This window comes from Microbispora sp. CA-135349 (genome assembly GCF_050947365.1).
GTDB lineage: Bacteria > Actinomycetota > Actinomycetes > Streptosporangiales > Streptosporangiaceae > Microbispora.
On sequence record NZ_CP192001.1, the window covers coordinates 5,944,713 to 5,968,768 of the forward strand.

Annotated in this window: 18 protein-coding genes and 1 pseudogene; 11 read left to right on the forward strand and 8 right to left on the reverse strand. The window is 71.5% G+C overall.

The window, feature by feature from the left end; genetic code table 11:
• Positions 1–439 precede the first annotated feature (439 nt).
• The 4 genes from ACQPZZ_RS27320 to fxsT all read left to right on the forward strand — a co-directional run bounded on the left by ACQPZZ_RS27320 (position 440) and on the right by fxsT (position 8,889).
• Complete coding sequence (locus ACQPZZ_RS27320) at positions 440–2,626, forward strand: FxsB family cyclophane-forming radical SAM/SPASM peptide maturase (RefSeq protein ID WP_432923704.1); 2,187 nt, start codon at positions 440–442, stop codon at positions 2,624–2,626.
• Between the two features lie 4 nt (positions 2,627–2,630).
• Entirely contained in the window at positions 2,631–3,560 is a 930-nt protein-coding gene (locus ACQPZZ_RS27325; RefSeq protein WP_432923706.1) for an aminoglycoside N(3)-acetyltransferase, read from the forward strand.
• A 45-nt stretch (positions 3,561–3,605) separates the two neighbouring features.
• Entirely contained in the window at positions 3,606–4,889 is a 1,284-nt protein-coding gene (locus ACQPZZ_RS27330) for a TIR-like protein FxsC (RefSeq protein WP_432923708.1), read from the forward strand.
• A gap of 76 nt (positions 4,890–4,965) precedes the next feature.
• Entirely contained in the window at positions 4,966–8,889 is a 3,924-nt protein-coding gene (gene fxsT, locus ACQPZZ_RS27335) for an FxSxx-COOH system tetratricopeptide repeat protein (RefSeq protein ID WP_432923710.1), read from the forward strand.
• Between the two features lie 28 nt (positions 8,890–8,917).
• On the opposite strand, the gene ACQPZZ_RS27340 is transcribed toward fxsT, so the two are convergent.
• Positions 8,918–9,802, reverse strand: a complete 885-nt coding sequence (locus tag ACQPZZ_RS27340) for an alpha/beta fold hydrolase (RefSeq protein WP_363638800.1) — start codon at positions 9,800–9,802, stop codon at positions 8,918–8,920.
• Between the two features lie 184 nt (positions 9,803–9,986).
• On the opposite strand from ACQPZZ_RS27340, the gene ACQPZZ_RS27345 reads away from it, so the two are divergent.
• On the forward strand, positions 9,987–11,672 hold the full coding sequence (locus tag ACQPZZ_RS27345; protein ID WP_432923712.1) for a RyR domain-containing protein: 1,686 nt from the start codon (positions 9,987–9,989) through the stop codon (positions 11,670–11,672).
• Here the strand turns inward: ACQPZZ_RS27345 and ACQPZZ_RS27350 are convergent.
• Positions 11,651–12,017: pseudogene (locus ACQPZZ_RS27350) on the reverse strand (zinc ribbon domain-containing protein); the annotation flags it as partial. The gene ACQPZZ_RS27345 and the pseudogene ACQPZZ_RS27350 overlap by 22 nt on opposite strands.
• 164 nt (positions 12,018–12,181) lie before the next feature.
• On the opposite strand from ACQPZZ_RS27350, the gene ACQPZZ_RS27355 reads away from it, so the two are divergent.
• Genes ACQPZZ_RS27355 through ACQPZZ_RS27375 form a run of 5 tightly spaced genes read left to right on the forward strand, consistent with a single transcriptional unit; the run spans position 12,182 to position 15,383 of the window.
• Entirely contained in the window at positions 12,182–12,658 is a 477-nt protein-coding gene (locus ACQPZZ_RS27355; RefSeq protein WP_432923714.1) for a hypothetical protein, read from the forward strand.
• Positions 12,659–12,709: 51 nt separating this feature from the next.
• Positions 12,710–13,744 carry a DUF418 domain-containing protein gene (locus tag ACQPZZ_RS27360; protein WP_432934565.1) on the forward strand — a complete coding sequence of 345 codons (1,035 nt, stop codon included), beginning with the start codon at positions 12,710–12,712 and terminating at the stop codon, positions 13,742–13,744.
• A complete protein-coding gene (locus ACQPZZ_RS27365; RefSeq protein WP_432923716.1) occupies positions 13,674–14,465 on the forward strand; it encodes a carbon-nitrogen hydrolase family protein in 792 nt (263 codons plus the stop codon). The genes ACQPZZ_RS27360 and ACQPZZ_RS27365 overlap by 71 nt, the downstream gene beginning before the upstream one ends.
• A gap of 10 nt (positions 14,466–14,475) precedes the next feature.
• Positions 14,476–14,934 (forward strand): hypothetical protein, encoded by a 459-nt coding sequence (locus ACQPZZ_RS27370; RefSeq protein ID WP_225898026.1) that lies wholly within the window; start codon positions 14,476–14,478, stop codon positions 14,932–14,934.
• The gene (locus tag ACQPZZ_RS27375) at positions 14,931–15,383 is read left to right on the forward strand and encodes a hypothetical protein (protein ID WP_432923718.1); all 453 of its coding nucleotides are present in this window, start codon (positions 14,931–14,933) and stop codon (positions 15,381–15,383) included. Before ACQPZZ_RS27370 ends, ACQPZZ_RS27375 begins: the two co-directional genes overlap by 4 nt.
• Here the strand turns inward: ACQPZZ_RS27375 and ACQPZZ_RS27380 are convergent.
• The 6 genes from ACQPZZ_RS27380 to ACQPZZ_RS27405 all read right to left on the reverse strand — a co-directional run bounded on the left by ACQPZZ_RS27380 (position 15,362) and on the right by ACQPZZ_RS27405 (position 22,709).
• Positions 15,362–16,864: a carboxyl transferase domain-containing protein gene (locus ACQPZZ_RS27380; protein WP_432923720.1), complete on the reverse strand. Its 1,503-nt coding sequence runs from the start codon at positions 16,862–16,864 to the stop codon at positions 15,362–15,364. The two genes, ACQPZZ_RS27375 and ACQPZZ_RS27380, sit on opposite strands and share 22 nt — an antisense overlap.
• 266 nt (positions 16,865–17,130) lie before the next feature.
• The gene (locus ACQPZZ_RS27385; RefSeq protein ID WP_432923722.1) at positions 17,131–17,286 is read right to left on the reverse strand and encodes a hypothetical protein; all 156 of its coding nucleotides are present in this window, start codon (positions 17,284–17,286) and stop codon (positions 17,131–17,133) included.
• A gap of 84 nt (positions 17,287–17,370) precedes the next feature.
• Positions 17,371–19,203: a hydantoinase B/oxoprolinase family protein gene (locus ACQPZZ_RS27390; protein WP_432923724.1), complete on the reverse strand. Its 1,833-nt coding sequence runs from the start codon at positions 19,201–19,203 to the stop codon at positions 17,371–17,373.
• A complete protein-coding gene (locus ACQPZZ_RS27395) occupies positions 19,193–21,238 on the reverse strand; it encodes a hydantoinase/oxoprolinase family protein (protein WP_432923726.1) in 2,046 nt (681 codons plus the stop codon). The genes ACQPZZ_RS27390 and ACQPZZ_RS27395 overlap by 11 nt, the downstream gene beginning before the upstream one ends.
• 178 nt (positions 21,239–21,416) lie before the next feature.
• Positions 21,417–22,082 (reverse strand): SRPBCC family protein, encoded by a 666-nt coding sequence (locus ACQPZZ_RS27400; protein WP_432923728.1) that lies wholly within the window; start codon positions 22,080–22,082, stop codon positions 21,417–21,419.
• A gap of 117 nt (positions 22,083–22,199) precedes the next feature.
• Complete coding sequence (locus ACQPZZ_RS27405; RefSeq protein WP_432923730.1) at positions 22,200–22,709, reverse strand: MarR family winged helix-turn-helix transcriptional regulator; 510 nt, start codon at positions 22,707–22,709, stop codon at positions 22,200–22,202.
• 124 nt (positions 22,710–22,833) lie between these two features.
• Between ACQPZZ_RS27405 and ACQPZZ_RS27410 the strand changes: the two genes are divergently transcribed.
• Positions 22,834–23,898, forward strand: a complete 1,065-nt coding sequence (locus ACQPZZ_RS27410; protein WP_432923732.1) for an alkene reductase — start codon at positions 22,834–22,836, stop codon at positions 23,896–23,898.
• Positions 23,899–24,056: the final 158 nt, after the last annotated feature.

The window sequence follows — 24,056 nt, forward strand, 5'->3', positions numbered from 1 at the left end:
CGGCACGCGCCGCCTGGCTTCCCCCGGCGCCCCGGCGATTACCCCATAGACCCCTAAAACACTCAACGAGCCCTTACGCCAATTCCGATAACCAATCGGACATATCGGGGAATAAAACGCCCGCCTTCGGCAAATTACAGTAGTGCGAATACAACTTGTAACGCCGTCGTTATAGTTCTCTTGATAGGCTGCCCTGGTTTGGTTCCCCTCGGCGTAGGCGCGTTCACCTGCGGATATATAGCAGGCGTTCTCCTGCACCACAGGGTTCCAATATCTACTGCTCTCATGCCCAGAAACAGGTGCCGCCATGCACAACGATGCGATTGAGACACATGTCGCCGATGTCACCGCTTCTCCACTGTCCGGTCTGACGGACGGTCATCCCGTGGAGACTTCGGGCGTGTTGTTCAATTCATCCATCTGATTCCGCCCGCTCATAATGCATCCGCCCATCGTGCCGTTCCGGCAGTTCGTGCTCAAAGTGGCGAGCAGGTGTGACCTGTCCTGTGATCACTGCTATGTGTACGAACACGCCGACACCAGCTGGCGGGGACGGCCGATGGTGATGCCCGACGAGACCGCCGCCCGGGTGGCGGACCGGATCGCGGAGCATGCCGTCGAGCACGGAATTCAGACGGCGCACGTCGTCTTTCATGGAGGCGAGCCCCTCCTCGCCGGAATCGAGCGGCTCCGGAGATTCGCGCGTACGCTCCGCCGGGCGGTGGACGGTGTCTGCGACCTCGATCTGCGCATCCATACCAACGGTGTGCTCCTGTCGCGTGCGTTCTGCGAGATGTTCGCGCAGGAGCGCGTCAAGGTCGGTGTCTCGATCGACGGCGACCGCGCGGCCAACGACCTCCACCGCCGGTACGCCGACGGCCGCAGCAGCTACGACCAGGTCGTCCGGGCGATCACCCTGCTGCGCGACCACTATCCGGCTCTCTACGCCGGGTTGCTGTGCACGATCGACGTACGCAGTGATCCCGTCGCCGTCTACGAGGCCCTCGTCGCACTGCGCCCTCCGCGTGTCGATTTCCTGCTGCCGCACGCCACGTGGGACCATCCGCCGCTGCGTCCCGCCGGGCGGGAGACCGCGTACGCCGACTGGCTGATCGCGGTGCACGATCGGTGGCGCGCGGACGGCAGGCCGGTCCCGGTCAGGATGTTCGACTCGATCACCCTGACCGCGATGGGCGGGGACAGCCAGACCGAGTCGCTCGGCCTGCGGCCGTCCGACCTCGTCGTCATGGAGACCGACGGCTCCTACGAGCAGGCCGACTCGCTCAAGACCGCCTTCGACGGCGCGCCCGCGACCGGATTCGACGTCTTCCGTCACTCTCTTAGCGAGGCCGCGCGACATCCCGGCTTCGCCGCACGCCAGGGCGGACTGGACTCTCTGGCCGAGGAATGCCGCCGCTGCCCGCTCGTCACCAGTTGCGGCGGGGGCCTTTACGCGCATCGCTACCGGACGGGCCCGGGCTTCGCCAATCCCTCGGTCTACTGCCCGGACCTCTTCCGGCTGATCTCCCACCTGGTCGCTGACGACCGGCGGAGCCCGGCGGCTCCCGTCCATCGGTTGCCGGTCGCCACGCTGGACTCGCTCGCGTCGGGAACCGCCACGGCGGGCGACGTCGCCCATCTGCGCGCTCCGCAGCTCAGCAGGGCCCGCCTCGCCGCGCGCCGCGCGGCGGCTGTCACCGGCGACCAGGAGTCGTGGTCGGTCCTCGTGGACGCCGAGCGGGCGGACCGCGCCGCGGTCGACGACCTGCTGAGTCACCCCTATGTCCACGCCTGGGGGGCCCGCTGCGTGGACAGCCCCACCCTGCTCACCGCCGCCGACACCGGTCACCTCGCCGCCGTCGCCGCGGTCGCCGCCGTACGGACCGGTCTGGCCGCGAAGGTCGCGGTGCCGGTCCGCGGGACCTTCGTCCATCTTCCCGGCCTCGGGCGGATGCGCGCCGTCGGCCAGGACCGCGCAGAGGTGGACGTTCACGACGGGTCGTTCGCGGTGCGGGTGGACGGCCGGTGGCTGTCGGAGGACAGCCCGCTCTGGGAGCCGATCCGCCCGATCGAGGCCGCCGGGCTCCGTCTGCTGCTCGACGACGTCGATGCCTACCGCGACTGCTACGGCACGCCCGTAGAGGACCGGTTGACCGACGAGGCGGCCGCCGCCCTGGGTGAGGTCGTCGGCGCCGCGCTGGCCTTCCTGTCCGAGGACCGGCGGGCCGCCGTACGAGCCGGCCTTCGGGTGGTGACGCCCCTGCCCCGCGGTGCGAACGGCGCGACGAGCCGCGCGGCGTACGGCGCGGTCGCCCTCCCTCTCGGCGCCGGCCCGGAGACGACGGCCCGGCTGCTCGTCGAGCACTTCCACCGGGCCCAGTTCGGTGCGCTGCTCGATCTGCTCGATCTCGCCGGCGGCGACACGAGCCGCGAACTGCTGCTGTGTGACGCTTACGGGCTGCTCTCCGTCGCCGATTTCCTCGCGGACGAGGAGCGCGAGCGGCTGGCGACGACGATCGGCCGGATCACCGGCGGCACGCTGCCGGTGATGGGGCGTCGCTTCGCCGAGGGGCTCGCCGAGGCCGCCGCCCGCCTGCCCCTGCTCGCGGGTTCCCGGCAGGAGTGACGCGATGCCGGACCTGGCCATGTCCGCCCTCGCGTTCATCTCCTTGTTCGGCCGCCTCTCCACGGGCCCGCCGTCATCGGGGGCACGGGGCCGGGCCGACGGCCGTGCGGATCGCGCCCTCCGGCAGGACGCGCTGGTCCGGTCGCTGCGCCGGCTGGGCCTGCGGTCCGGTCAGACCGTGCTGGTGCACGCCTCGCTGCGCAGCATCGGCAGGATCGAAGGCGGGGTCGCCTCGCTGGCCGGCGCCTTGCTGAGAGTCCTCGGCGCCAGGGGCACCCTCGTCGTCCCCACCTTCACGTCCGGCAACTCGGACACATCGCGCTCCTATCGCGAGGCCACCCGGGGGATGACCGACGAGGAGAGGAGACGGTACCGCGACGCCATGCCCGCCTTCGACGTCAGGAAGAGCTCCTCGATCGAGTGCGGAGTGCTGTCGGAGCATCTGCGGACGCTGGACGGCGCGGTCCGCAGCGCGCATCCGCAGACCTCCTTCGCCGCCGTCGGCCGGAACGCGGGGTGGCTCATGGCCGACCACGATCTCGAGAGCCACCTCGGGGAGCAGTCGCCGCTGGCCAAACTGGTGAAGACGGAGGCGATGGTGCTGTTGCTCGGCGTCGGGTTCGACAAGTGCAGTTCCTTCCATCTGGCGGAGTACCGGTACCGGCTCGACCCGCCGAAGACCCGGTACGGATGCGTGGTCGAGATCCGCGGACGACGCACGTGGGTCGATTACGAGGACGTCGTTCTGGACGACCGTGATTTCGCGGAGTGCGGCGCCGCACTGGAAAGGACCGAAAAGATCAGCCGGGGCCGGGTGGGTAATGCCGAAAGCAGGCTGTTCCCACTTCCGATGGCCGTGGCCTTCGCCGAGCGATGGTTGTCCGAAAAACGGGTGACGAGCAGAGGAATAATGCGATATTCCTGTCTGCTCTGAAGCGAGAGCTTATAGTGAGGGCACCGGCGGCGTGCGGGAGGTGTGGTGGCTGGTACCTCGGGTACTGGAGACCATCTTCCGTATTTCTTCCTCAGCTATGCACGCACGCCCCGCACGCATCCCGACGACGACAACCCCAACCTTCCCGTGGAAAAGCTCTACAAGGAGCTGTGCCGGGAGATACTGCAGCACACGTCCCTGCCCGCGGGCGTTCCTCCGGGTTTCATGGACATGGACATCCCCCCGGGCGTCGAGTGGGACAAACGCCTGGCCAAGGAGCTGGCGACCTGCCGGGTCTTCGTCCCCCTCTACTCGCGGCGCTACTTCCGGAGCGAGCAGTGCGGCAAGGAATGGGCCGCCTTCGACCTGCGCAGACGGCTGCATCTGGACGGGCGCCGGAGCATTCCCGAAGTGATCGTCCCCGCGTTCTGGGTTCCGGTTCCGGACTTCGAACTTCCCGATATGGTCAGATCCATTCAATTCACCCATCCGGACCTCGGGGCGCACTATCTCGAACGAGGCCTGTACGGCCTCATGAAGATCAGGAGATACCGCGACCATTACAAGTCCGCAGTGGACGCGCTGGCCCATCGCATCATCGAGGTGGCCGAGGGAGTGCGGCTCCCGCCGAGCACGCCCTGCGACTACGGCAGCATAAAGAGCGCCTTCAACCGCGACGAGGAACGCCGTTTCCTGATAGCCGTACTCGCCCATACGACGGCCACTCGTACGGCACCGCGGGATGCGCGGTTCTACGGGTCCTCCCCGTGTGACTGGAACCCCTATCACCCCGAGGACCCTCGGCCCGTGGCGCAGATCGCCGCCGACATCGTGCGCCGCCTGGGCTTCGAACCCGACGTCGGGACCTTCCTCCACCACCATGAGGAACTGCTGGGTGCAGGGGCGGCCAGTTGCCCCGGGATCGTGCTGCTGGACGTGTGGACGGCCCTCGATCCGCAGTTCCGGCCGTTGCTCGAGGCGTTCGACCGGGCCGACAAGCCATGGGTGGGCGTGGTCGTGCCCTGGAGCGGCGCCGACTCCCAGACCGGCCAGAACGCGCCGGAGTTACGCGCGGCGCTGCGTGCCCTGCTGCCGGCGAAACTGGCGCAGGGCCGGCCGGCCGCGCGGCGGGCCGTGAGCGACACCTCCACCGTGGCCGGTTTCGAGACGTCGCTGCGGCCGGTCGTGGAGGCCGCCGGCAACTCCTACCTACGGCACGGACGCGCGTTCCCGCCGCAGGTGCCCGGCAGCGGGCGCCCGCGGCTGTGGCCGCTCACGCCGGAAGAACCCGCACCAGACGACCCGCCGGTACGGAAGGGGAGGCCATGAGCGAGCGAAACGAACGCATCAGGAAACATCGTGCCCCTGGCTCACGCGACCCCGAGCCGCGAGGCGAGGGGGTGGCATGAGCGAGCTGCGGGACGGCCACATCATCACCTTCTACTCCTACAAAGGGGGGACGGGCAGGACGATGGCGCTGGCCAACACGGCCTGGATCCTCGCCTCCAGCGGCCACCGCGTGCTGGTCGTGGACTGGGACCTGGAGTCTCCCGGCCTGCACAAGTTCTTCCGTCCCTTCCTGGACGGGGAGATGATCAGCGGCACGGCCGGCGTGATCGACCTGATCAAGGACTTCGCCTGGGCCGCGACCCGTCCCGATCCACGTCCCGCCGACTGGCACACGCAGTACGCGAACGTGGGGCGGCACGTCGTGTCGGTCGAATGGCCCCACTTCCCCGACGGCGGCTCTCTCGATTTCCTTCCCGCCGGGCGGCAGAACCGCGACTACTCCTCGCTGGTGTCCACCTTCGACTGGGACAACTTCTACGAGCGGCTGGGCGGAGGGCAGTTCCTCGACGCCCTGCGGGTGGACATGCGGCGCGGCTACGACTACGTGCTCATCGACAGCCGCACCGGGCTGAGCGACATCGCCGACATCTGCACGGTCCACTTCCCCGACACCGTGGTGACCTGCTTCACCCTCAGCGACCAGAGCATCGAGGGGGCCGCACGGGTCGCGGCGGAGATCGCCGAGCGGTTCCCTGACCGCCGTATCAGGATCCTGCCGATCCCCATGCGCGTGGACGACGCGGAGAAGGAGAAGCTCGACGCCGGCCGGGCGTTCGCCCGCAGCCAGTTCGAGGGGTTCCCCAGCGGCATCGCCCATGATCACGGCAACTACTGGGGCGCCGTCGAGATCCCCTACAAGCCGTTCTACGCGTACGAGGAGACCCTGGCGACCTTCGGCGACGCGCCCGGCTCCCCCGGCTCGCTGCTGGCCGCCTACGAGCGGCTCACGAGCGTCATCACCGGAGGCCGGGTCGCGTCCCTTTCCCCGCTGGACGAGGACCTGCGCCTGAGCTACCGGGAACTGTTCGTCCGGCGCCGCCCGTCGCTGTCGAACGAGGTCACCCTGAGCTACGTCCCGGAGGACCGGTTGTGGGCGGAGTGGATCGCCGCCGTGCTGGCCCAGGCGGGTCTGCGGGTCCGCACGCAGGGGGGCGACCGCGAGGAGGTCGAGGGCGGCCAGGGGCGGCCCCCTGAGGCGGCGGCCCGCACGGTCGCGCTGCTGTCCCCCGCGTACCTGCGCTCGCGGCAGGCACGCGAGACGTGGCGCGCCGCCGAGGGCCTCGCCGCACTGTCGGTCAATCTCGTCCCCGTCCGGGTGTCGGACGTACGGCTCCCGCAGTCGTACGCCGACCCGCCCGCGCTGGACCTGTTCCGGTTGGACGAGCAGCACGCGGCCGCCGCACTGCTGCGCGCCCTCGATCGCCCGTCGGGGGCCGAGGCCGCCGGGCAGGGAGGGACGCCGCGGTATCCCGGCATCCAGCCGGCCATCGTGAACCTGCCGACGAGGAACGCCGCCTTCACGGGCCGCAGCGAGATGCTGGAGCGGCTGCGGGACCAGCTCGTCGGCGGCAGTCAGGCCGTGGTGACCCAGGTGCAGGAAGGCCGCACCCAGGCCCTGTTCGGGCTCGGCGGCGTGGGCAAGACGCAGCTGGCCATCGAGTACGCCCACCGTTTCATGAGCGACTACGACGTGGTGTGGTGGGTGTCGGCGGAGCAGCCGGAACTGCTGAACGGCTCGATGGCCGATCTGGCCGAGCGGCTGGGCATCAGGACCGGCGACAACCTGGCGGAGGCGGCGCTGGCGGCCAAGGACGCGCTGCGGCGAGGCGAGCCGTACGCCCGCTGGCTGCTGATCTTCGACAACGCCAACAGCGCGGAGGACGTGCAGCACTATCTCCCGGGTGGCTCCGGGCATGTGCTGATCACGTCGCGGAGCCAGACCTGGTCGCAGATCGCCAAACCGCTGGAGATCGACGTCTTCACCCGGGAGGAGAGTCTGGAGCACCTGCGGCGGCGGGTGGCCGATCTCAGCGACGAGGACGCCGACCGGGTGGCCGCCGCGCTGGGCGACCTGCCGCTCGCCATCGAGCAGGCCGGTGCGTGGCTGCAGGAGACCGGCATGAGCGTCGACGAGTACGTCGACAAGCTCTCCAAGCAGCCCGTCAGGACGCTCGCGCTCGGGGACTCCCCGACCTACCCGACCTCGGTCGCCGCGACCTGGAACGTGTCCTTCGAGCGCCTGCGGGAAAAGTCGCCCGCGGCGGTCCGGCTGCTCCAGCTGCTGGCCTTCTTCGCCGCGGAACCGGTGTCGCTGTCGATGCTGTACGGCGACGAGACCGTGCGCTGCCTCGTCCCGTACGACGACTCGCTGCGCGAGAAGATCATGGTCGGGCGGCTGGTGCGCGAGCTGAACAGGTTCGCCCTCGCCAAGGTCGACCAGCGCAACAACTCGGTGCAGGTGCACAGGCTCGTGCAGGCCGTGCTGCGCGACCAGATGGACGACGACGAGCGTGAGCGCACCGTCCACGAGGTGCACCGCATCCTCCTGGGCGCCCGGCCGCGCGAGGGCGACACGGACGACCCCGGCAACTGGCCCCGGTACGACGAGATCTGGCCGCACCTCGTTCCGTCCAATGCGGAGGACTGCGACGAGGAGGAGACCCGGCAGCTGCTGATCGACCGCGTGCGGTACCTGTATCGGCGGGGCGAGTTCGACCGGGCGCTGAGCCTCGGCCTCCGACTGGAGGAGCTCTGGATCAGGAAGCTCGGCGACTACGACCGGCAGACGCTCTACCTGCGCTTCCACATGGGGAACGTGCTGCGCGCCCAGGGCAGGTACCGCGAGGCGTGCGATCTCAACCGGGCGATCCTTGACGACCAGCGCCGGGTGCTGCCCGACCCGCACCCGCACACGCTGCAGACCGCGGGAAGCCTCGCCGCGGACCTGCGGGCCCTCGGCGAGCTGACCGAATCGCTGCGGATGGAGCAGGAGACCTATGCCCGGACCAAGGAGCTCTTCTTCGACGACCATCCGCGCGTCCTGGCGGCGGCCAACAACCTGGCCGTCGCCCTGCGGCACGTCGGCGACATCAACGCCGCGCGCCGGCTCGACCAGGAAACCGCGGACAAACGCCGTGAGGTGCTCGGTCCCGCCCATCCGTTCACGCTCCTGTCCGAGACGAACCTCGCCTTGGACATCCGCGAGGCCGGGGAGTTCGCGAAGTCGGCCGACCTGCTGCGGGAGACGCTCGACAGCTACGCCGAGGTGTCCGGCCCCGAGCTCCCCGACACGTTGAACACGGCGCGCAGCCTCGCCGTGTCCCTGCGGGAGACCGGCGCGCTCGCGGAGGCCCGGCGGCTCACGGAGACGACCTACGAGCGCTGTCTCCAGCGCTTCGGCCCCGAGTCGCCCGACACCGTCGCGTGCAAGCTGAGTCTCGCCTGCGACCTCGCCGCGGCGGGCGACAGGCGACGTGCGTTCGAGCTCGCCTCCGAGGTCAGGGGCAGCTACGAGGGCACACTGGGCGCGGACAACCCGTACACGCTGATCGCGGCCAACAACCTCACGATCTACCTGCGGCAGCTCGGGGAGCTCGCCGAGAGCCGGGCGCTGGGCACCCGGACCCTCACGACGCTGCGGCGCAAGCTCGGGCCCGATCACCCCTTCTCGCTCGCGTGCGCCGTCAACGTGGCCAACGTGCTGGGAGACCTGCAGGACTATGCCGAGGCCGAGAAGCTGCAGCGGGACACGCTCGACCGGCTGCGGACGGTCCTCGGCTCCTATCACCCCACCACGCTGATCTGCGAGGCCGACCTGGCCGTCACCCTGCGCGACGTCAGGCGGACCGACGAGGCGCGGGTGCTGCGCGAGCCCCTGCTCGTGCAGCTCCGCCGGATCCTCGGGGAGGCGCACCCGGTCGTCGCCGCGGTCCTGGACTGGCGCCGCCTCGACCGTGAGCTGGAACCTCTCCCCTGGTGACTCCCGCCGGGGACGGCAGGCGGGCGGATCAGGCCGCCTGCCCGTCCCTGGCGAGCCAGCCCAGCAGGTCGGGCAGCACGTGGAAGGCGTGGAAGTGCGCCGCGCCCCGTTGGATCCGCACCGTGGCGGTCGGTATCCGCCCGGCCAGCCAGCGGGAGTGGCTGACCGGCGAGAACACGTCGTCCTCGCCGTGCCACAGGAGGGTGGGCACCCTGATGTCCGCGGGGTCGAACCCCCACGGCGAGCAGAAGGCCATGGCGTCGTCGATCCAGCCGTAGGCGGAGGTCCGTACGGCCTCCGCGAAGGTCTGCACCAGCATGGTCCGGATCCCGGCGTCCGCGATCACGTTCCTGTCCGGCTCCGGCAGCTCGTCGTACAGGGTGTTGACGAGCCGTACGGGGTCCTCGCGGATCTCGGCGGCGGTCGGGCCGAGCCGCGCCGCGAGCCGCGCCCGCCCCTGCATGGCGGTCATGTACTCCGTGACGTTGCCCTCGGTCATGCCGTCGAACCAGTCGAGGCCCTCCGCCTCCCGCGGGGCGAGCCCGACGAGCACGGCGGCCCGGGTGACCCGGTGGGGAATCAGGGCGGCGCAGGCGAGTGCGTGCGGCCCGCCGCCGGAGCGGCCCACCACCGCGAAGCGGTCCAGGCCGAGGTGGTCCGCGATGGCGGCCACGTCGGCGGCGACGTCCCCCACGCTGCGGCCCTCGTGCCGGTCGGAGTCGCCGTATCCCGGCCGGTCGTAGGTGATGAGCCGCACTCCGAGCCGGTAGAGCAGGCCTTCCCGTGGAAGGGGGCCGATCCGGCTGCCCGGCGTCCCGTGGAGCAGGAACACCGGCCTGCCCCCGTGGATCTTTCCCCGCTGCGCGACCGCGAGGCGCCGCTCGCGATCCGCCGACCACACCCCGTCCGTCAACGCCCGGCCCTCCCGTGGCGATCGTCGATGGATCTCAGGCCCAGCATCCACCGAACCGGTGTGACGCGAAAGAGCCCGACGGCATCGGAACGGCAACACCTTTGTGGAATGGAGGCTGGAGCGTTCCCTTTAGACGGGTTATTTTCAAAAAGAGGCATGTGCCGCCCAGCGAAGGAGAGGGTTTATGGCCTTTCCCGCGAGCTATGTGGTGCGTGCGATATTCGCGGGCCTGGCGGTGGCCGCATTAGTGACCGGATATATCGGCCTCCATACGTATGCGAAAACGCTGGGCCTGCCGTCGAATCCGCTCGACCTCCTGTACTGGGACCTGCAGCTGTTCGTGTTCGACTCCGCGCCGCTCGACGAGCCGAACCCGCTCCCGGCCGCGCTGGAGTTCGCCCGTTTCGCCGCGCCGGGCGTGACGGTCTACACGCTGGTGGACGGAGCCCGCCTCCTGTTCGCCGCCGAACTGCGGCGGTTGCGGGCGCGCAGGTCGAAGGAGCACGTGGTCGTGTGCGGGTCGGGGTCGGCGGCCCTGGCCCTGGTGGAACGGCTGCGGGTGACGGAAACGCGGATAGTGGTGATCAGCTCGGCCCCGGTCGCCGCCGCGGGCGACCGCAAGGTGCTCCATGTCGGCGGCGACGCACGCAGCCCCGCCACCCTGCGGGCCGCCGGGATCCAGCGGGCCTCCGTCCTGTACGCCTGCGAGCAGGACAGCTCGGCCAACACGGCGATCGCGCTGGCGGCGCACGGCGTGACCAGGCCCGGCGGCAGGCGGCCGCTGGCGGCGTACGCCCTGATCTCCGATCCCGATTTGTGCGCCGCCCTGCGGGCCCGCAGGCTGAGCCTTCCCGGCAGGCCCCGGCTGCGCCTCGACTTCTTCAACCTGGACGAACTCGCCGCCCGGGTGCTCCTGAACCGGCACCCGATCGTGAACGAGCGGCCGGTCGTCGTCATCGGGCTGGACGCCTTCGGCCGCAGCCTGCTGGTCGAGATGGCGCGCAGGAGGCGGCTGATCCCCTCGCCGTACCCGCTGCCCGTGACGATCATCGACGCGGACGCCGCGCGGACCGTCGAGGCGGTGTGCCGCAGATTCGAGTTCGTGACCGAGGTGTGCGCGCTGACCACGCACGACGCGCCGCCCGGCGACCTGCCGCTCGGGGAGCTGCTGCCGTCGCAGCCGCCGCAGCGGGTGTTCGTCTGTCACGCCGACCAGGATCTCGCGCTCAAGACCGCGCTCACCTCGCTGCGCCTGTGGAACTGCGGGCCGGGGTCGCTCGTGGTGCGGGTCGAGGAGGCCGGCACCTTCGGCCGGGCCTTCGAGAGCGTCAACCTGCTGGAGGGGCTGTCCGGCGCCCTGCGTGTCTTCGCGGTCAACGAAGAGGCCGGCGACCCGCGGCTCATCGTGGAGGACCTGGTGGAGACGCTGGCCCGGGCGATCCACGACAGCTACGTCGCGGAGAACACCGCGCGCCGTCACGTGCGGGCGACCAACCCGTCGCTGGTCCCGTGGGAGAGCCTGCCGCCGCACCTGCGGGCGGCGAACCGGGGGCAGGCGGAGGACATCGGCCGCAAGCTGACGAGCATCGGCTGCGCCCTCGCTCCGCGCGTGGAGCCCGAGCTGCATTTCGCCTTCAAGGACTATGAGATCGAGCAACTTGCGATGATGGAGCACGAGCGGTGGCTGCGGGACCTGGTCGCCGACGGGTGGGCCCGCGGCCCTGTCCGCGACGAGGAGAACAGGAGACACCCCGACCTGGACAGCTGGGACAACATCTCGGACGCTGCGAAGGAGAGGGACCGCGACACCGTGCGGAACCTTCCGCGCATCCTGGCCACCGCCGGTTTTCAGATCGTACGGGTCGGCTGAACGATTGACTTCCTCCCCCGCCTGAAACGTGGGGTTCCACCCCTCACGGGATGGGTTTCCTGCTTCACCCGCCGACCGCCGAAGGGAGGACCCTTGCGGACTCACGTCAGCTCCACAGGCGGACACCGCTCGACCAGCGGCCAGGATGTTCGTGGCGGCGTTGACGTCCCGGTCGTGCCGGGTGCCGCATCCCGGGCACGTCCAGTGCCGGGTCGACAGGGACAGTGCGGCGAGCAGGTGCCCGCACCCGCTGCACGTCTTCGAGCTGGGAAACCGGCGGTCGATCACGACCAGGCACCGCCCGGCACGCGCGCTTTTGTACTCCAGCTGACGGCGAAACTCCCCCCACCCGCGGCGCTTCGCCCGGCCGGTCAGCGAAATGAGCAAGACATCACCGCTTCACGCTCCGGGCTGTCCCGGCTTCGTCGGGTCACCCCTTACGGGGGCAGGATTCCTCCCGGTCCTGAAGCTGAAGGACCGGACTTCCTCCGGAGGATTCGGTGAGAGGGATGACCACGATCGCGTTCACCGGCCACCGGGGCCTGCCGCGGGACACGGCCGACCGCGTCCGACGCGCCCTGCGGGCCGTGCTCGCCGGGCGGGGCCGGCCGCTGGTGGGCCTGTCCTGCCTCGCCGAGGGCGCGGACCAGCTCTTCGCACGGGAAGTGCTGCGCGCCGGCGGCGACCTCGACGTGGTCGTGCCCGCCGGCCGATACCGGGAGAGCCTGCCCCGCGTGGCCCGGACGGCCTACGACGAGTTGCTCTCACTCGCGCGGCGCGTGCACCGGATGCCGTTCGAACGGCCGGAGCCTGTGGCGTTCATGGCCGCCTCCGTCTTCATGCTCGAGCGGGCGGACGAGCTGCTCGCCGTCTGGGACGGGCTCCCGGCACGCGGTTTCGGCGGCACGGCCGACGTCGTCGCGCACGCCCGCGAGCAGGAGATGCGGGTGCTGGTGCTCTGGCCGCCCGGCTCGCGCAGGGACTGATACGAAGGGATCGGCACGAAGGGACCGGCACGAGGGGGCTGGCGGGTGAGCATGGCGGTGGGCAGGATCCGGCGGGTCGACGCGCTGCGCGGGTTCGCCGTGTGCGGAATCATGCTGGTCAACGCCTGGCAGCAGACGGTGCGGCGGGGGCCGACCTCGCTGGACTGGGTGATGGCGAACCTGTTCCAGAGCCGCTTCTACCCGATGTTCGCGTTCCTGTTCGGGCTGTCGTTCGCGCTGTTCCTGCGCTCGGCGCGGCTGCGCACGCGGCGCCCGCGCGTCGTCATGCTCCGGCGCCTGGCCGTGCTCGCCGTGCTGGGCGCGGCGCACACGGTGATCGAGCCCGGCGAGGTGCTGCTGCCGTACGCGCTGCTGGGGGCCGTCGTCCTGCTTCCCGCGAGTCTCCTGCCGCGCGGGGCGGTGCTGCTCGTGGGCTGCGGCACGCTGGTCGCCGCCGTGCTCGACTCTCATCCGTACGTGCTGATCACCGCGCTGTTCCTGCTCGGCCTGGGCGCCGTTCCGGCAGAGGCGGAGCGGGGGGCGACACGCCTCGGCGGGGCCGACGGCCTGGGCGGCGGGCCGTTGCTCGGCGTCGTGTGCGGAACTGCGGCCCTGCTCGCGGCCGGGCTCACCTGGTGGTGGAACCACGCGCCGCCCGGCGGCGGGGTCTACCAGGCCGCGGCGTTGTGCGGCGCGGTGGCGTACGCGGCGGCGTTCCTGCTGCTCGCCCGTCATACGGCGGTGTTCGAGGCGCTGGGACGGATGGCGCTGACCAACTACGTGACGGGCACGACGGTGATCGCGCTGGCGATGCCGCTGCTGGAGGCCGACGGCACGGGGACCGCCATCGTGGTGCTCGCCGTCGTCACCGTCGCCGCGCAGGCGGTCTTCTGCAGGTGGTGGCTCACCCGGCACCGGTACGGCCCGCTGGAACGGGTGTGGCGCACGCTCACCTGGTGGGGCACTTCGCGGGGCACCTGGTGGGGCGTGGCGGCGACCGGGCAGACTGTGGTCCGTGACCCGCGTAGCGCTGTGCCAGATCCCCGTCGACCACGACCCGGAGACCAACCTCGCGACCGTGCGTGACGCACTCGCGCGGGCCCGGGGGGCGGACCTCGCCGTGTTCCCCGAAGCGACGCTCGCCCGGTTCGGCCCGGGCATCCTCGAGACGGCCCAGCCGCTGGACGGCCCGTTCGTCACCGGCCTGGCCGAGGCCGCGCGCGAGCACGGCACGGCCGTCATCGCCGGCGTCTTCGAACCCGCCGCGGACGGCAGGGTCTGGAACACCGCGGTCGCCCTGCGGGAGGACGGCTCGCTCGCCGCGGCCTACCGGAAGATCCACCTGTTCGACTCCTTCGGCGCGAAGGAGTCGAAGCTGGTCGCGCCGGGGGACGCGCCGGCGGTCGTGGAGCTGGCGGGGCTCAGGATCGGGCTCATCACCTGTTACGACGTCCGCTTCCCCGAGCTGGCCCGCGCGCTGGTCGACCAGGGCGCGGACACGTTCGCGGTGATCGCCGCCTGGGGCTCGGGGCCGCTGAAGGAGGACCACTGGACGACTCTCGTCCGGGCAAGGGCCATCGAGAACACCACGTGGACCATCGCGGTCGGTCAAGCACCCAATCCCGCCATACCGGACGGGTTTGGTGTCGGCCGCAGCATGCTCGCCGACCCGATGGGCGTCGCCCGGCATGACCTGGGCACGGGCCCCGGCGTGCTGATCGCGGAGATCGACGCGGCGTGGACCGAGACCGCGCGCGCCACCCTCCCCTCGCTCGAACACCGCCGGCTCGGAGTCGGGAGATCGTAAACTTGGCCCCATGAGCGAGCCGGGACGCAGGACGCGGATGCAGAAGGTGGTTCCGCCGCGGCTGCTCGTGCCGTACCTGTCGGGCCGTCGCACGATCATCTCCGGCTACGTCTACCGCGTGCAGGACTGCGACCGCCTCACCACCCCCGCCGCGCTCGTCGAGGCCCTCGACCTGTGCTTCGACGGATCGGAGCTGACGCCGGACGTGCCCGAGCTGTACATCATGCGCTGGGACGCGCGGGACATCGACACCTACGTCGTCCCGTACGGCCCGCACATGGGCGGTGATTGGAGCGATGCACCGCCCTTCACCGGGAACGGCTTCACCGCCTCGCGCGAGCAGGTGGTGCCGCAGTTCCACACGATGCCCATGCCGATCCCCGCGGGCGCGGAGATCGTGCACCTCACCGCGGCCGGAGAGCGTCCCTTCGCCGGGTACGACGGCCTGACCTGGCGGCCGGCGCGATGAGCGAGATCGAGCCGGCCGGTCTGGGATTCGTCGCCCGCTACCGCGACCGGGACTACGCCGCCGCGGTCGGGCCCGGTGGCGACGACGTGGTGCTGTTCAGCGAGACGCCGCAGGAGGGGTTCACCGCCGGGGGCGGCTACTGGCGGCTCCGGGTGAGCAGGTCCGCGCTGGAACGGCTCACCCTGCTGCGCACGGTCGGGGCCTTCGGCGGCGAGCCGTGCCTGGTGCTGGACGAGGACGACGGCGGCGACGGCGGAGAGGGCGGCCTGCACATCGCCTACACCGGCCACAACGGCCTCAAGGCCGAGGCGCTCGGTTACTGGCTGGTGGACCACGGCGCGTACGAGGTGGTCGTACCCCGCGACGAGGTCCACGCGATCCGGGTGGAGCGCGTGCCCGTGCCGCTCGCTCCTGACCGGGCGGACGGTCAGGAGCCCAGCGACCGATAGCGTGCGAACCGGGCCGCGATCCGCTCCCCCGCCGGGCGCTCCAGCAGGCCCGCGATCTCGTGTTCGAGGGTGCGGCCGGCCCTGCGGCAGAACTCCTCCGGCTCGTACGCCGCGTCGGGACGTTCCGGCACGACCCGGTCCACGATGCCGTCCCGCCGCAGGTCTGCGGCCCGTACGCCCTGAGCCGCGGCGATCTCCGGGGCGAAGTCGACGGTGCGGTACAGCAGCGCCGACGCGCCCTCCGGCGGGAGCGGAGACAGCCAGGCGTGCTGCGCGCAGACCACCCGGTCGGCCGGGAGCAGGGCCAGCGCGGCGCCGCCCGCGCCCTCGCCCAGCAGCAGGCACACGGTCGGCGCGTCGAGCATGACGAGATCGGCCAGGCAGCGGGCGATCTCGGCGGCCAGGCCGCTCTCCTCGGCCGCCTTCGACAGCTCTGCGCCGCCGGTGTCGACGACCGTGACCAGCGGCAGGCGCAGTTCGGCGGCCAGGCGCATGCCGCGCCGGGCCACCCGCAGCCCGGCGGGGCCGAGTGAGCCGCCCGCCCGCTGCCGCAGCCGGTCCTGACCGAGGACGACGGCCGGCGCGGCGCCGAATCTGGCCAGCGCAAGCAGGAGGCCGGGGTCGCGCTCTCCCGTGCCGGTGCCGTGCAGCGGGGTCACGTCCCGCGCGCCGTGCTTGAGCAGGTCGCGCACGCCGGGGCGGTCGTCGCGGCGCGAGCGGGTGATGGCTTCCCATGCCGGGACCGGCTCGGCCGGCTCCTCGGGTTCCGGGCCGGGCTCCATGCCGGCGCGCGGCGCGCAGAGCACCGCCAGCGTCCGGATCGCGATCTCCCGTGCGTCCTCGGCCGACACCACGGCGTCGACCAGCCCGTGGGCGTAGAGGTTCTCGGCGACCTGGACCCCCTTGGGGAACGAATAGCCGTGCAGCGACTCGAAGACCCGCGGCCCGAGGAAGCCGATGAGCGCTCCCGGCTCCGCGGCCGTCACGTGCCCGAGCGAGCCCCACGACGCGAACACTCCGCCCGTCGTGGGATGACGCAGGTAGACGACGTACGGCAGGCCGGCGGCGCGGTGGGCGGCGACCGCCGCGGTGATCTTCACCATCTGGGTGAAGGCCAGCGCGCCCTCCTGCATCCGCGTGCCGCCGCTGGCGGGGGCGGCGAGCAGCGGCAGACGCTCGGCGGTGGCCCGTTCGACGGCCCGGACGAGCCGTTCGGCGGCCGTCACCCCGATCGAGCCGGCCAGGAAGGAGAACTCGCAGGCGACGACGGCCACCCGGCGGCCGTCGAGGGTGCCCTCGCCGGTGACGACCGACTCGTCGTATCCCGTCCTGGCGCGGACGCGGGCGAGCTCGGCGGCGTACTCCGACCCCGGCGCGGCCCGGTCACGCGGGGGCTCGTCCCACGACTTCCACGAGTGCGGGTCGAGCACCCGCGCGATCAGCGTCCTCGCGTCCGGCCTGCCCACGTCCGCCTTGTTCATGGCGCGCCCGCCGGCACACCGATCTCCCGCAACGTCGCGAGCCGGTGCTCGGGGTCGTGCGTCGCCAGCGCCTTCTCCATATCGGCGATCAGCTCTTCCCGCTGGACGAACCTATCTCCCTGTTTGTCGCATATTTCGGCATTTCAGGATCGATGTCCAGTAGCTGAGCGATTTTGCGCCGCTGCCCACCGGCGAGGGCCGTGACCCGGACCGGCCGCCGCGCCCCGTGTACACCCCGTGGCGACGGCCGCCGGCCGTCCGGTCCGTCAGCGGTGCGCGCGGTGGCCGCGCACCTGGTCCATCAGCCGGCGCAGCCGCTGCTGGTTCTGCGGATCACGTACCGCGGTCTTGGTCTTCTCGACGTTTTCCCGACCCTTGGGGCTCTGCAGGTAGTCCCTGATGCGCTGAACGATAGACGCCATTTGTATCTCACCATCCCGTTTGTGCCGCTACTGAACGGCTACCCACGGACACCGCCGCCAATCACCGGCGCCCGGCGGCGGGCGTCAGACGGTGTCCACCTCCGCGCGCTGGAGGCCGCCGGAGAGTTTCGGATAGCCGGGGCCGCGGTCGAAGAAGGCGGCGGGACGCGTCTCGCGCAGCCGCTCCCGCAGACGCCCGGTCGCCTCGGCGTCGACGACGATCTCGTCGCGGGTGCCGGTCAGGACGACGCCGTAGTCCTCCCGCGCGCCCTCGAACGAGACCTTCCCGTCGCGGACGTCGGCGGCCACCTTCTCGGCCGGCCGGTCGTACGGCGAGCCCCAGCCGCCTCCGCCGGTCGTGCGGATGCGGATGACCTGCCCGGCGCGTACCGGGAAGTCGTCGACCAGGCCCTCCATCTCCACGCCGTCCACGGTGACCTGGAAGGGACGGCCCGCCCGGCCGCCGTTGACGCCCCAGCACGACAGGATCGAGCGGTCGGCGATCGACATGAAGGAGGCGTCCCGCAGCATGCGGATGTGCTTGTCGTAGCCGAGGCCGCCGCGGAACTCCCCGGGCCCGCCGCTGTCCACGGCCAGGCCCAGCCGCTCCACCCGGAACGGCCAGCGTGACTCGGCGAACTCCACCGGGATGTTGCGGCTGTCGGGCACCACGTGGATGGTGTCCTCCCCGTCGGCGTACCAGCGCCCGCCCGACCCGCCGCCCAGCACTTCACGCATGAGGTACGGCCCGTCGTCCGACTCGCCGTACACGCCGGTGTAGCGGATGGTCTCCTGGTCGGCGGGCATGCGGCCGCCGGTCGCCTTGGCCAGGACGCCCGCGAGCACGCCGAGCAGGCGCAGGATCACGAACGTGCGGGCGTTGGTGGGCGCGGGGAAGATCGGCGTGAGCAGGGTGCCCTTCTCCGGGAAGACCATCCTGATCAGCGGCACGACGCCCTCGTTGACGTCGAGCTCGGCCATCCGTTCGGGCGTGTCCGCGAGGTTGCGCAGGACCGGCGCCAGCCACTTCTTCAGGAAGACCCCGTCGGCGTAGTCGCCCGCGTGGTTGATCGGCCCCTTGGCCTGGGGGGAGGTGCCGGTGAAGTCGATGGTGAGCGGGGTGTCCGCGGAGTGGTCGACGGTGAGCGTGATGCGCTGGGCGTGCAGGCGCGGCTCGTCCACGCCGTCGTGTTCCGCGTAGTCCTCCCAGACGTGTACCCCCTCGGGGATCTTCGCCAGCAGTTCGCGGCGGAACGTCTCCGTCGTCGTGTCGATGATCGCGTCGAAGCACGCCTCGACCGGCTCCCTGCCGTACCGGTCGAACAGCTCGCCGAGCCGCCGGGCGCCCATGAGGCAGGCCGAGCATTCCGCGTCGAGGTCTCCGGCCAGGGAGTCGGGCATGCGGGAGTTGCGCGTCATGATCGTGAGCGCGGCGCGGTTGGGCGCGCCCTGGTCCCACAGCTTGATCGGCGGGACCATCAGGCCCTCCTCGAACGCGCTGCGCGCGTGCGACGGCATGGACCCGGGCACCGCGCCGCCGATGTCGTCGTGGTGGCCGAACGCCTGGACGAACGCGACGACCTCGCCCTCATGGAAGACCGGCACCGTCACGCACAGGTCGGGCAGGTGGCCGATGCCGCCCTCGGACAGGTAGACGTCGTTGTGGAAGAACACGTCGCCCGGTCGCATCGTCTCGATCGGGAAGTCGCGGACGACCGGCTGCACCAGCGCCGAATAGGAGCGCCCGGTCAGCTTGCGCAGCCGCGCGTCGTGGATGCCGGCACGGAAGTCGTGCGCGTCGCGGATCATGGGCGAGCGGGCGGTCCGCGCGATCGCCGTCTCCACCTCCATCTCGACCGAGGCGAGCGTGCCCTCCACGATCTCCACGAGCACGGGGTCGGCGGTCCTACCGGTCATCGCTCACCACCACGAGGTTGCCGTAGTCGTCCATGGTCGCCGTGAAGCCGGGGTGCACCGGCAGGGTCGAGCCGTACTCCTCGACGACGGCCGGGCCGCGCACCACGGCTCCCGCGCCGAGGTCGCCGCGGCGGTAGATCACGGTCCTGCCCCACCGCTCGTAGTACACGTCGCGGGTCGCGACCGGGCTCGGCTCGTCCTCCTGGCGCGGCCTGCGCGCGATCTTCGGCCGGGTGATGGGACCGATGCCCGACACCCGGAGGTTGACCCACTCGACGGCGTGGCGGGGATCGCCGCGGTAGCCGTACCCGTAGAGCCTCTCGTGCTCGGCGTGGAACCGCTCGGCGACCACGCCGAGCCACGCCTCGTCCACGGGCCCGTCGGGGGCCGGCACCCGCACCTCGTACGCCTGGCCGTAGTAACGCAGGTCGGCGCTGCGCGCGTAGACGTGCCCGGCGAACCCCTCGCGGTCGAGCGCGGCGGCCGCCTCGGCCTCCAGGTCGGCGAGGATCCCGGCGAGTGTTTCCGGTGCGGGGTCGCGGGCGACGTGCGTGCGGACGTAGTCGTTCTTCACGTCGACCGTGAGCAGGCCGAACGCCGACACGTTCCCGGGGTCCGGCGGGACGATCGCGGCCCGCAGGCCGAGGATGTCGATGAGACGGCAGGCCAGCAGCGGCCCGGAGCCGCCGAAGGCGACCATCGGGAAGTCCCGCACGTCGAGGCCGCGCTGGACGGTGATCTGCCTGATCGCGTTCGACTGGTTGAACGCGCTGATCTCCAGGATCCCGGTGGCGCAGCGCTCCGGGGTCAGCCCCAGCCGGGCCGCCAGCGCCTCGACACCCGCCCGAGCGGCGGCGACGTCGAGGGCGATCTCGCCGCCGAGCAGGTGCGGGGGCACCCGGCCGAGGAAGACGTGGGCGTCGGTCACCGTCACCTCGGCGCCGCCCTTTCCGTAGCAGATCGGGCCGGGATCCGCCCCTGCCGACCTCGGGCCGACCTTCAGCGTCCCCTCGGGAGAGATCCAGGCGATCGAGCCGCCGCCCGCCCCGACCGTGACGATGTCGATCATCGGGATCTTGCACGGGTAGCGGCCGATGCGGCCCTCGGTGGTCAGCGACGGCTCCCCGTCCACCACCACCGCCACGTCGGTCGAGGTGCCGCCGCCGTCGAGGGTGATGGCGCTCGTGTGCCCGGCGGTCCCCGCGATCAGCGCCGCGCCGAGCGCCCCCGCCGCCGGTCCGGACAGCACGGTCGTGATCGGCTGGTGCACGACCTCGGCCGCCGACAGCACGCCGCCGTTGCTCTTCATGACCGAGAACGGCCGGCCGAGCCGCTCGGACAGGTTCTCGATGTACCGCCGCATGGTCGGCTTGACCGCCGCGTCCACCAGCGTGGTCACCGACCGCTCGTACTCCCGGTATTCCCGCAGCACGTCGCTCGACAGCGACACGACCGCCTCGGGGTGCTCGCGCTCCAGCACCTCACGCATCCGCCGCTCGTGGCCCGGGTTGGCGTAGGAGTGCAGGAAGCACACCCCGATCGCGGTGACGCCCCGCTCCCTGAACCATCGCGCGACGGCCGCGGCCTGCTCCTCGTCGAACGGCCGGACCTCCCCGCCGAGGTGGTCGAGTCGTCCCCCGACCGTACGCACCCGGTGGACGGGCACGATCCGTGGCGGCTTGACCCAGAAGTAGGAGTTGCCGTACCCGTCCGGCACGCTCTGCCGGGCGATCTCCAGAACGGACTCGAAGCCCTCTGTGGTGACGAAGCCCAGGTGGGACGTGCCGTCCGGGCGATCCTCCAGCAACTGGTTGGTGGCGACGGTGGTTCCGTGGACGAGGGCGGACACGGCGTCGAGAGCGTGAGACCCCGCGTGGGCCTCGAGCACTTTGTGCACGCCTGCCATGAAACCGTCGGCCGGGTTGGCGGGAGTCGACGGAGTCTTGGTCGTGACGATCTGGCCGGACTCCTCGTCGACGAGCACGACGTCGGTGAAGGTGCCGCCTGTGTCGACCCCGATGCGCACGCTGGACATGCTCCGTGTTTACCGATCACCGCCGACCGGAAGAACCGGCGCACTCTGCCGAAGAATCGCCGTCCTGTCGTCATACCCTGCCCGGACGGGCGTACGGGACGGCGCCGGGCCGGGAACCGCGGACGGCCGCGGTTCGCCATGCGGCGGCCCTGACGGCCCGGCGGACGGCCGCGCGGTTCTACTTTCGGCGGCCCTGGCGGCCCAGCAGCCAGCCGATCACGGCGCTGCCGAGCGCGACACCGGCGCCCGCGCCGAAGGCCGCGAGCATGGTCCAGGCCGGCACGCCCGGCCGGCCCGCGGGCCTGACCGCGGGCTCCCTGGTGAACACCCGCGTCGTGGTCTCCCCGGACGGCGCCACCTCGCCCACCGCCGTCGCCACCGCACCGGGAGCGGCGGGCACGGCGGGAAGGGACAGCAGGTGCCGCTCGACGGCGGCGAAGAACTCTCCCGCGGTCTTCTTGGCGACCGAGGCGAGCATCCGCTGCCCCACACCGCCGATCATGCCGCCGACCACGGCCTCCGCGTCGTAGTCGATCCGGGTGCCGCCGTCGGCGTCGCCGAGCCGTACGGCGACGGTCGCCTCGACGGTGCCCGGGGCGCCCTGGCCGCGCGCCGCAAGCGTGAACCGGTCCGGCTCCTCCTGGTCCCGCAGCGTCACCTCGCCCTGGTAGACGCCCTTGATCGAGGCGACTCCCGCGGTCACCGTCATCGCGTACGCGTTCTCGCCGACCGTCTCCAGGCGCTCGCAGCCGGGGATCGTCCGCACCAGGACGCCGGGGTCCTGGAGGGCGTCCCAGACCCGCTTGCGCTCCGCCGCGACCAGCGCGCTGCCTGAGACCTTCATGGGCCACCTCCGATGCCGAGCACCCTAGAGAATCACCCGTACGGCGAGAACGGCAAGATCTGCCCCGTCACGGCGCGGCGGTCGTGCGGAGTTCACATGCGCGGGCGGCACGGCGGGCTACCGGGAGGCCGGCGCCGCGAGCGGGGACGCGGCGGCCTCCCTGCAGGTGTTGCGGCGCACCACCGTGAGCAGCGCGTGGAGCGTCTTCACCTGCTCCGGCGTCAGGCCGTCGGACATCCGGCGGTGGAGCTCCTCCTCGACCCGGCGGACCTCGGGGCGCAGGGCGTCGCCCTTCGGGGTCGTGCTCACCACGCTGATCCGCCGGTTGGCGGGGGACGGCGTGCGGCTCACGAACCCGCTGCGCTCCAGCCGTTGCAGGCTCTTGGTCATCGTGGACATGTCGATGCCCAGGGCCGCGGCCAGCTTGTTCTGCGACATGGGGCCGTTGCTCCACAGCACGTTGAGCACGCGGTCCTGGCCGGGGTAGAGATCGATCTCCGCCAGAAGGGCGGCGAGCAGGACGCGGTGGCCCCGGGCCGCCTGCGCCATCAGGCAGCTCAAGCTGTCGGAGTCCGCATCCGGCGGCTCTCCGCACATCCTCTCGTCTTCTGTCAGCGCATCCACCATCCCACCCTCCTCGACGATCGAGCCTACCGCTTGCATATTGGTCGGCCAAGTTGTATGACTTGCATTGGCCGACCAAGTTTGCCGACCAAGTTGGCAGGCCACACGTTGACGAAAGGACACGGTCATGCCGTTCACACCCTTCGAGCTGGGCTCCCTCCACCTGCCGAACCGCCTCGTCATGGCGCCCATGACGCGGTCACGCGCATACGTGGACGGAATCCCCTCTCCGCTGACCGCGCTCTACTACGCGCAGCGTGCCTCGGCCGGACTGATCGTCACGGAGGGCGTCCAGCCGAGCGCGGCGGGGCAGGGCTATATGGACACACCGGGACTGCACACGGACGAGCAGGTGGCGGGCTGGCGCGAGGTGACCGAGGCCGTCCACGCGGCCGGCGGCAGGATCGTGGCCCAGATCATGCACGCGGGCGGGGTGGGCCACCCCGCCAACACCGGCAGGCTTCCCGTCGCCCCCTCGGCCGTACGGATCGGGGAGAAGATCTTCACGCCGTCGGGCCCGCAGGACACGCCGGTGCCGATCGCGTTGTCCACCGCCGAGGTGGAGTCGGCGGTTCGTGACTTCGCCGCCGCCGCACGGCGCGCGGTGGACGCCGGATTCGACGGGGTCGAGTTGCACGGCGCCAACGGCTACCTCATCCACCAGTTCCTGTCGCAGAACGCCAACCTGCGCGACGACCGCTACGGCGGGTCGCCGGCCGGGCGGATCCGGTTCGCCGTGGAGACCGCCAGGGCCGTCGCCGAGGAGATCGGCCCCGACCGCGTGGGCATCCGGCTGTCCCCCAGGAACGGCGCCCAGGGGCTGGCCGAGGACGACGCGCACGAGATCTACCCCGCCCTGGTGTCCGCGCTCGGCGAACTCGACCTGGTCTACCTGCACCTGATGGCGACCGGCGGCGACGAGCTCAACGCCCGCATCCGCGACCTGTGGCCGAACGCCCTGATCGTCAACGACCCCGCGGCCACCGACCCGGCGTCCGCCGCGGAGCGGCTGCTGGGCTGGGGCGCCGACCTGGTCGCACTGGGCAAGGCCTTCCTGGCCAACCCCGACCTGCCGCTGCGCCTGCGGGTCGGCGCACCGCTGAACGAGGCCGACCTGAGCACCGCCTTCGGCGGCGACCACCGCGGGTACACCGACTACCCGACGCTCTCCCTCCACCCCGCCGCCGCGTAGCGGCACAGAGGGCGCGAGAGGCGCAAGAACACAGAGCGCTCGAAGACCCCCGGTTCTCCGGACCGGGGGTCTTCGCCGTTCCCGCAACCCGTCCGCGCGGACCGGGGTCCTCAACCGCGCGGCGTACGGGCGAATCAGCCGCGCGGCGGACGCGGCAC

Excerpts from the sequence above, each read along its gene's own strand:
- ACQPZZ_RS27320 (WP_432923704.1), top strand. The coding sequence starts at position 440 with ATGCATCCGCCCATCGTGCCGTTCCGGCAGTTCGTGCTCAAAGTGGCG.
- ACQPZZ_RS27325 (WP_432923706.1), top strand. The coding sequence starts at position 2,631 with ATGCCGGACCTGGCCATGTCCGCCCTCGCGTTCATCTCCTTGTTCGGC.
- fxsT (WP_432923710.1), top strand. The coding sequence starts at position 4,966 with ATGAGCGAGCTGCGGGACGGCCACATCATCACCTTCTACTCCTACAAA.
- ACQPZZ_RS27345 (WP_432923712.1), top strand. The coding sequence starts at position 9,987 with ATGGCCTTTCCCGCGAGCTATGTGGTGCGTGCGATATTCGCGGGCCTG.
- ACQPZZ_RS27355 (WP_432923714.1), top strand. The coding sequence starts at position 12,182 with ATGACCACGATCGCGTTCACCGGCCACCGGGGCCTGCCGCGGGACACG.
- ACQPZZ_RS27360 (WP_432934565.1), top strand. The coding sequence starts at position 12,710 with ATGGCGGTGGGCAGGATCCGGCGGGTCGACGCGCTGCGCGGGTTCGCC.
- ACQPZZ_RS27370 (WP_225898026.1), top strand. The coding sequence starts at position 14,476 with ATGAGCGAGCCGGGACGCAGGACGCGGATGCAGAAGGTGGTTCCGCCG.
- ACQPZZ_RS27375 (WP_432923718.1), top strand. The coding sequence starts at position 14,931 with ATGAGCGAGATCGAGCCGGCCGGTCTGGGATTCGTCGCCCGCTACCGC.
- ACQPZZ_RS27380 (WP_432923720.1), bottom strand. The coding sequence starts at position 16,864 with ATGAACAAGGCGGACGTGGGCAGGCCGGACGCGAGGACGCTGATCGCG.
- ACQPZZ_RS27385 (WP_432923722.1), bottom strand. The coding sequence starts at position 17,286 with ATGGCGTCTATCGTTCAGCGCATCAGGGACTACCTGCAGAGCCCCAAG.
- ACQPZZ_RS27390 (WP_432923724.1), bottom strand. The coding sequence starts at position 19,203 with ATGACCGGTAGGACCGCCGACCCCGTGCTCGTGGAGATCGTGGAGGGC.
- ACQPZZ_RS27395 (WP_432923726.1), bottom strand. The coding sequence starts at position 21,238 with ATGTCCAGCGTGCGCATCGGGGTCGACACAGGCGGCACCTTCACCGAC.
- ACQPZZ_RS27400 (WP_432923728.1), bottom strand. The coding sequence starts at position 22,082 with ATGAAGGTCTCAGGCAGCGCGCTGGTCGCGGCGGAGCGCAAGCGGGTC.
- ACQPZZ_RS27405 (WP_432923730.1), bottom strand. The coding sequence starts at position 22,709 with ATGGTGGATGCGCTGACAGAAGACGAGAGGATGTGCGGAGAGCCGCCG.
- ACQPZZ_RS27410 (WP_432923732.1), top strand. The coding sequence starts at position 22,834 with ATGCCGTTCACACCCTTCGAGCTGGGCTCCCTCCACCTGCCGAACCGC.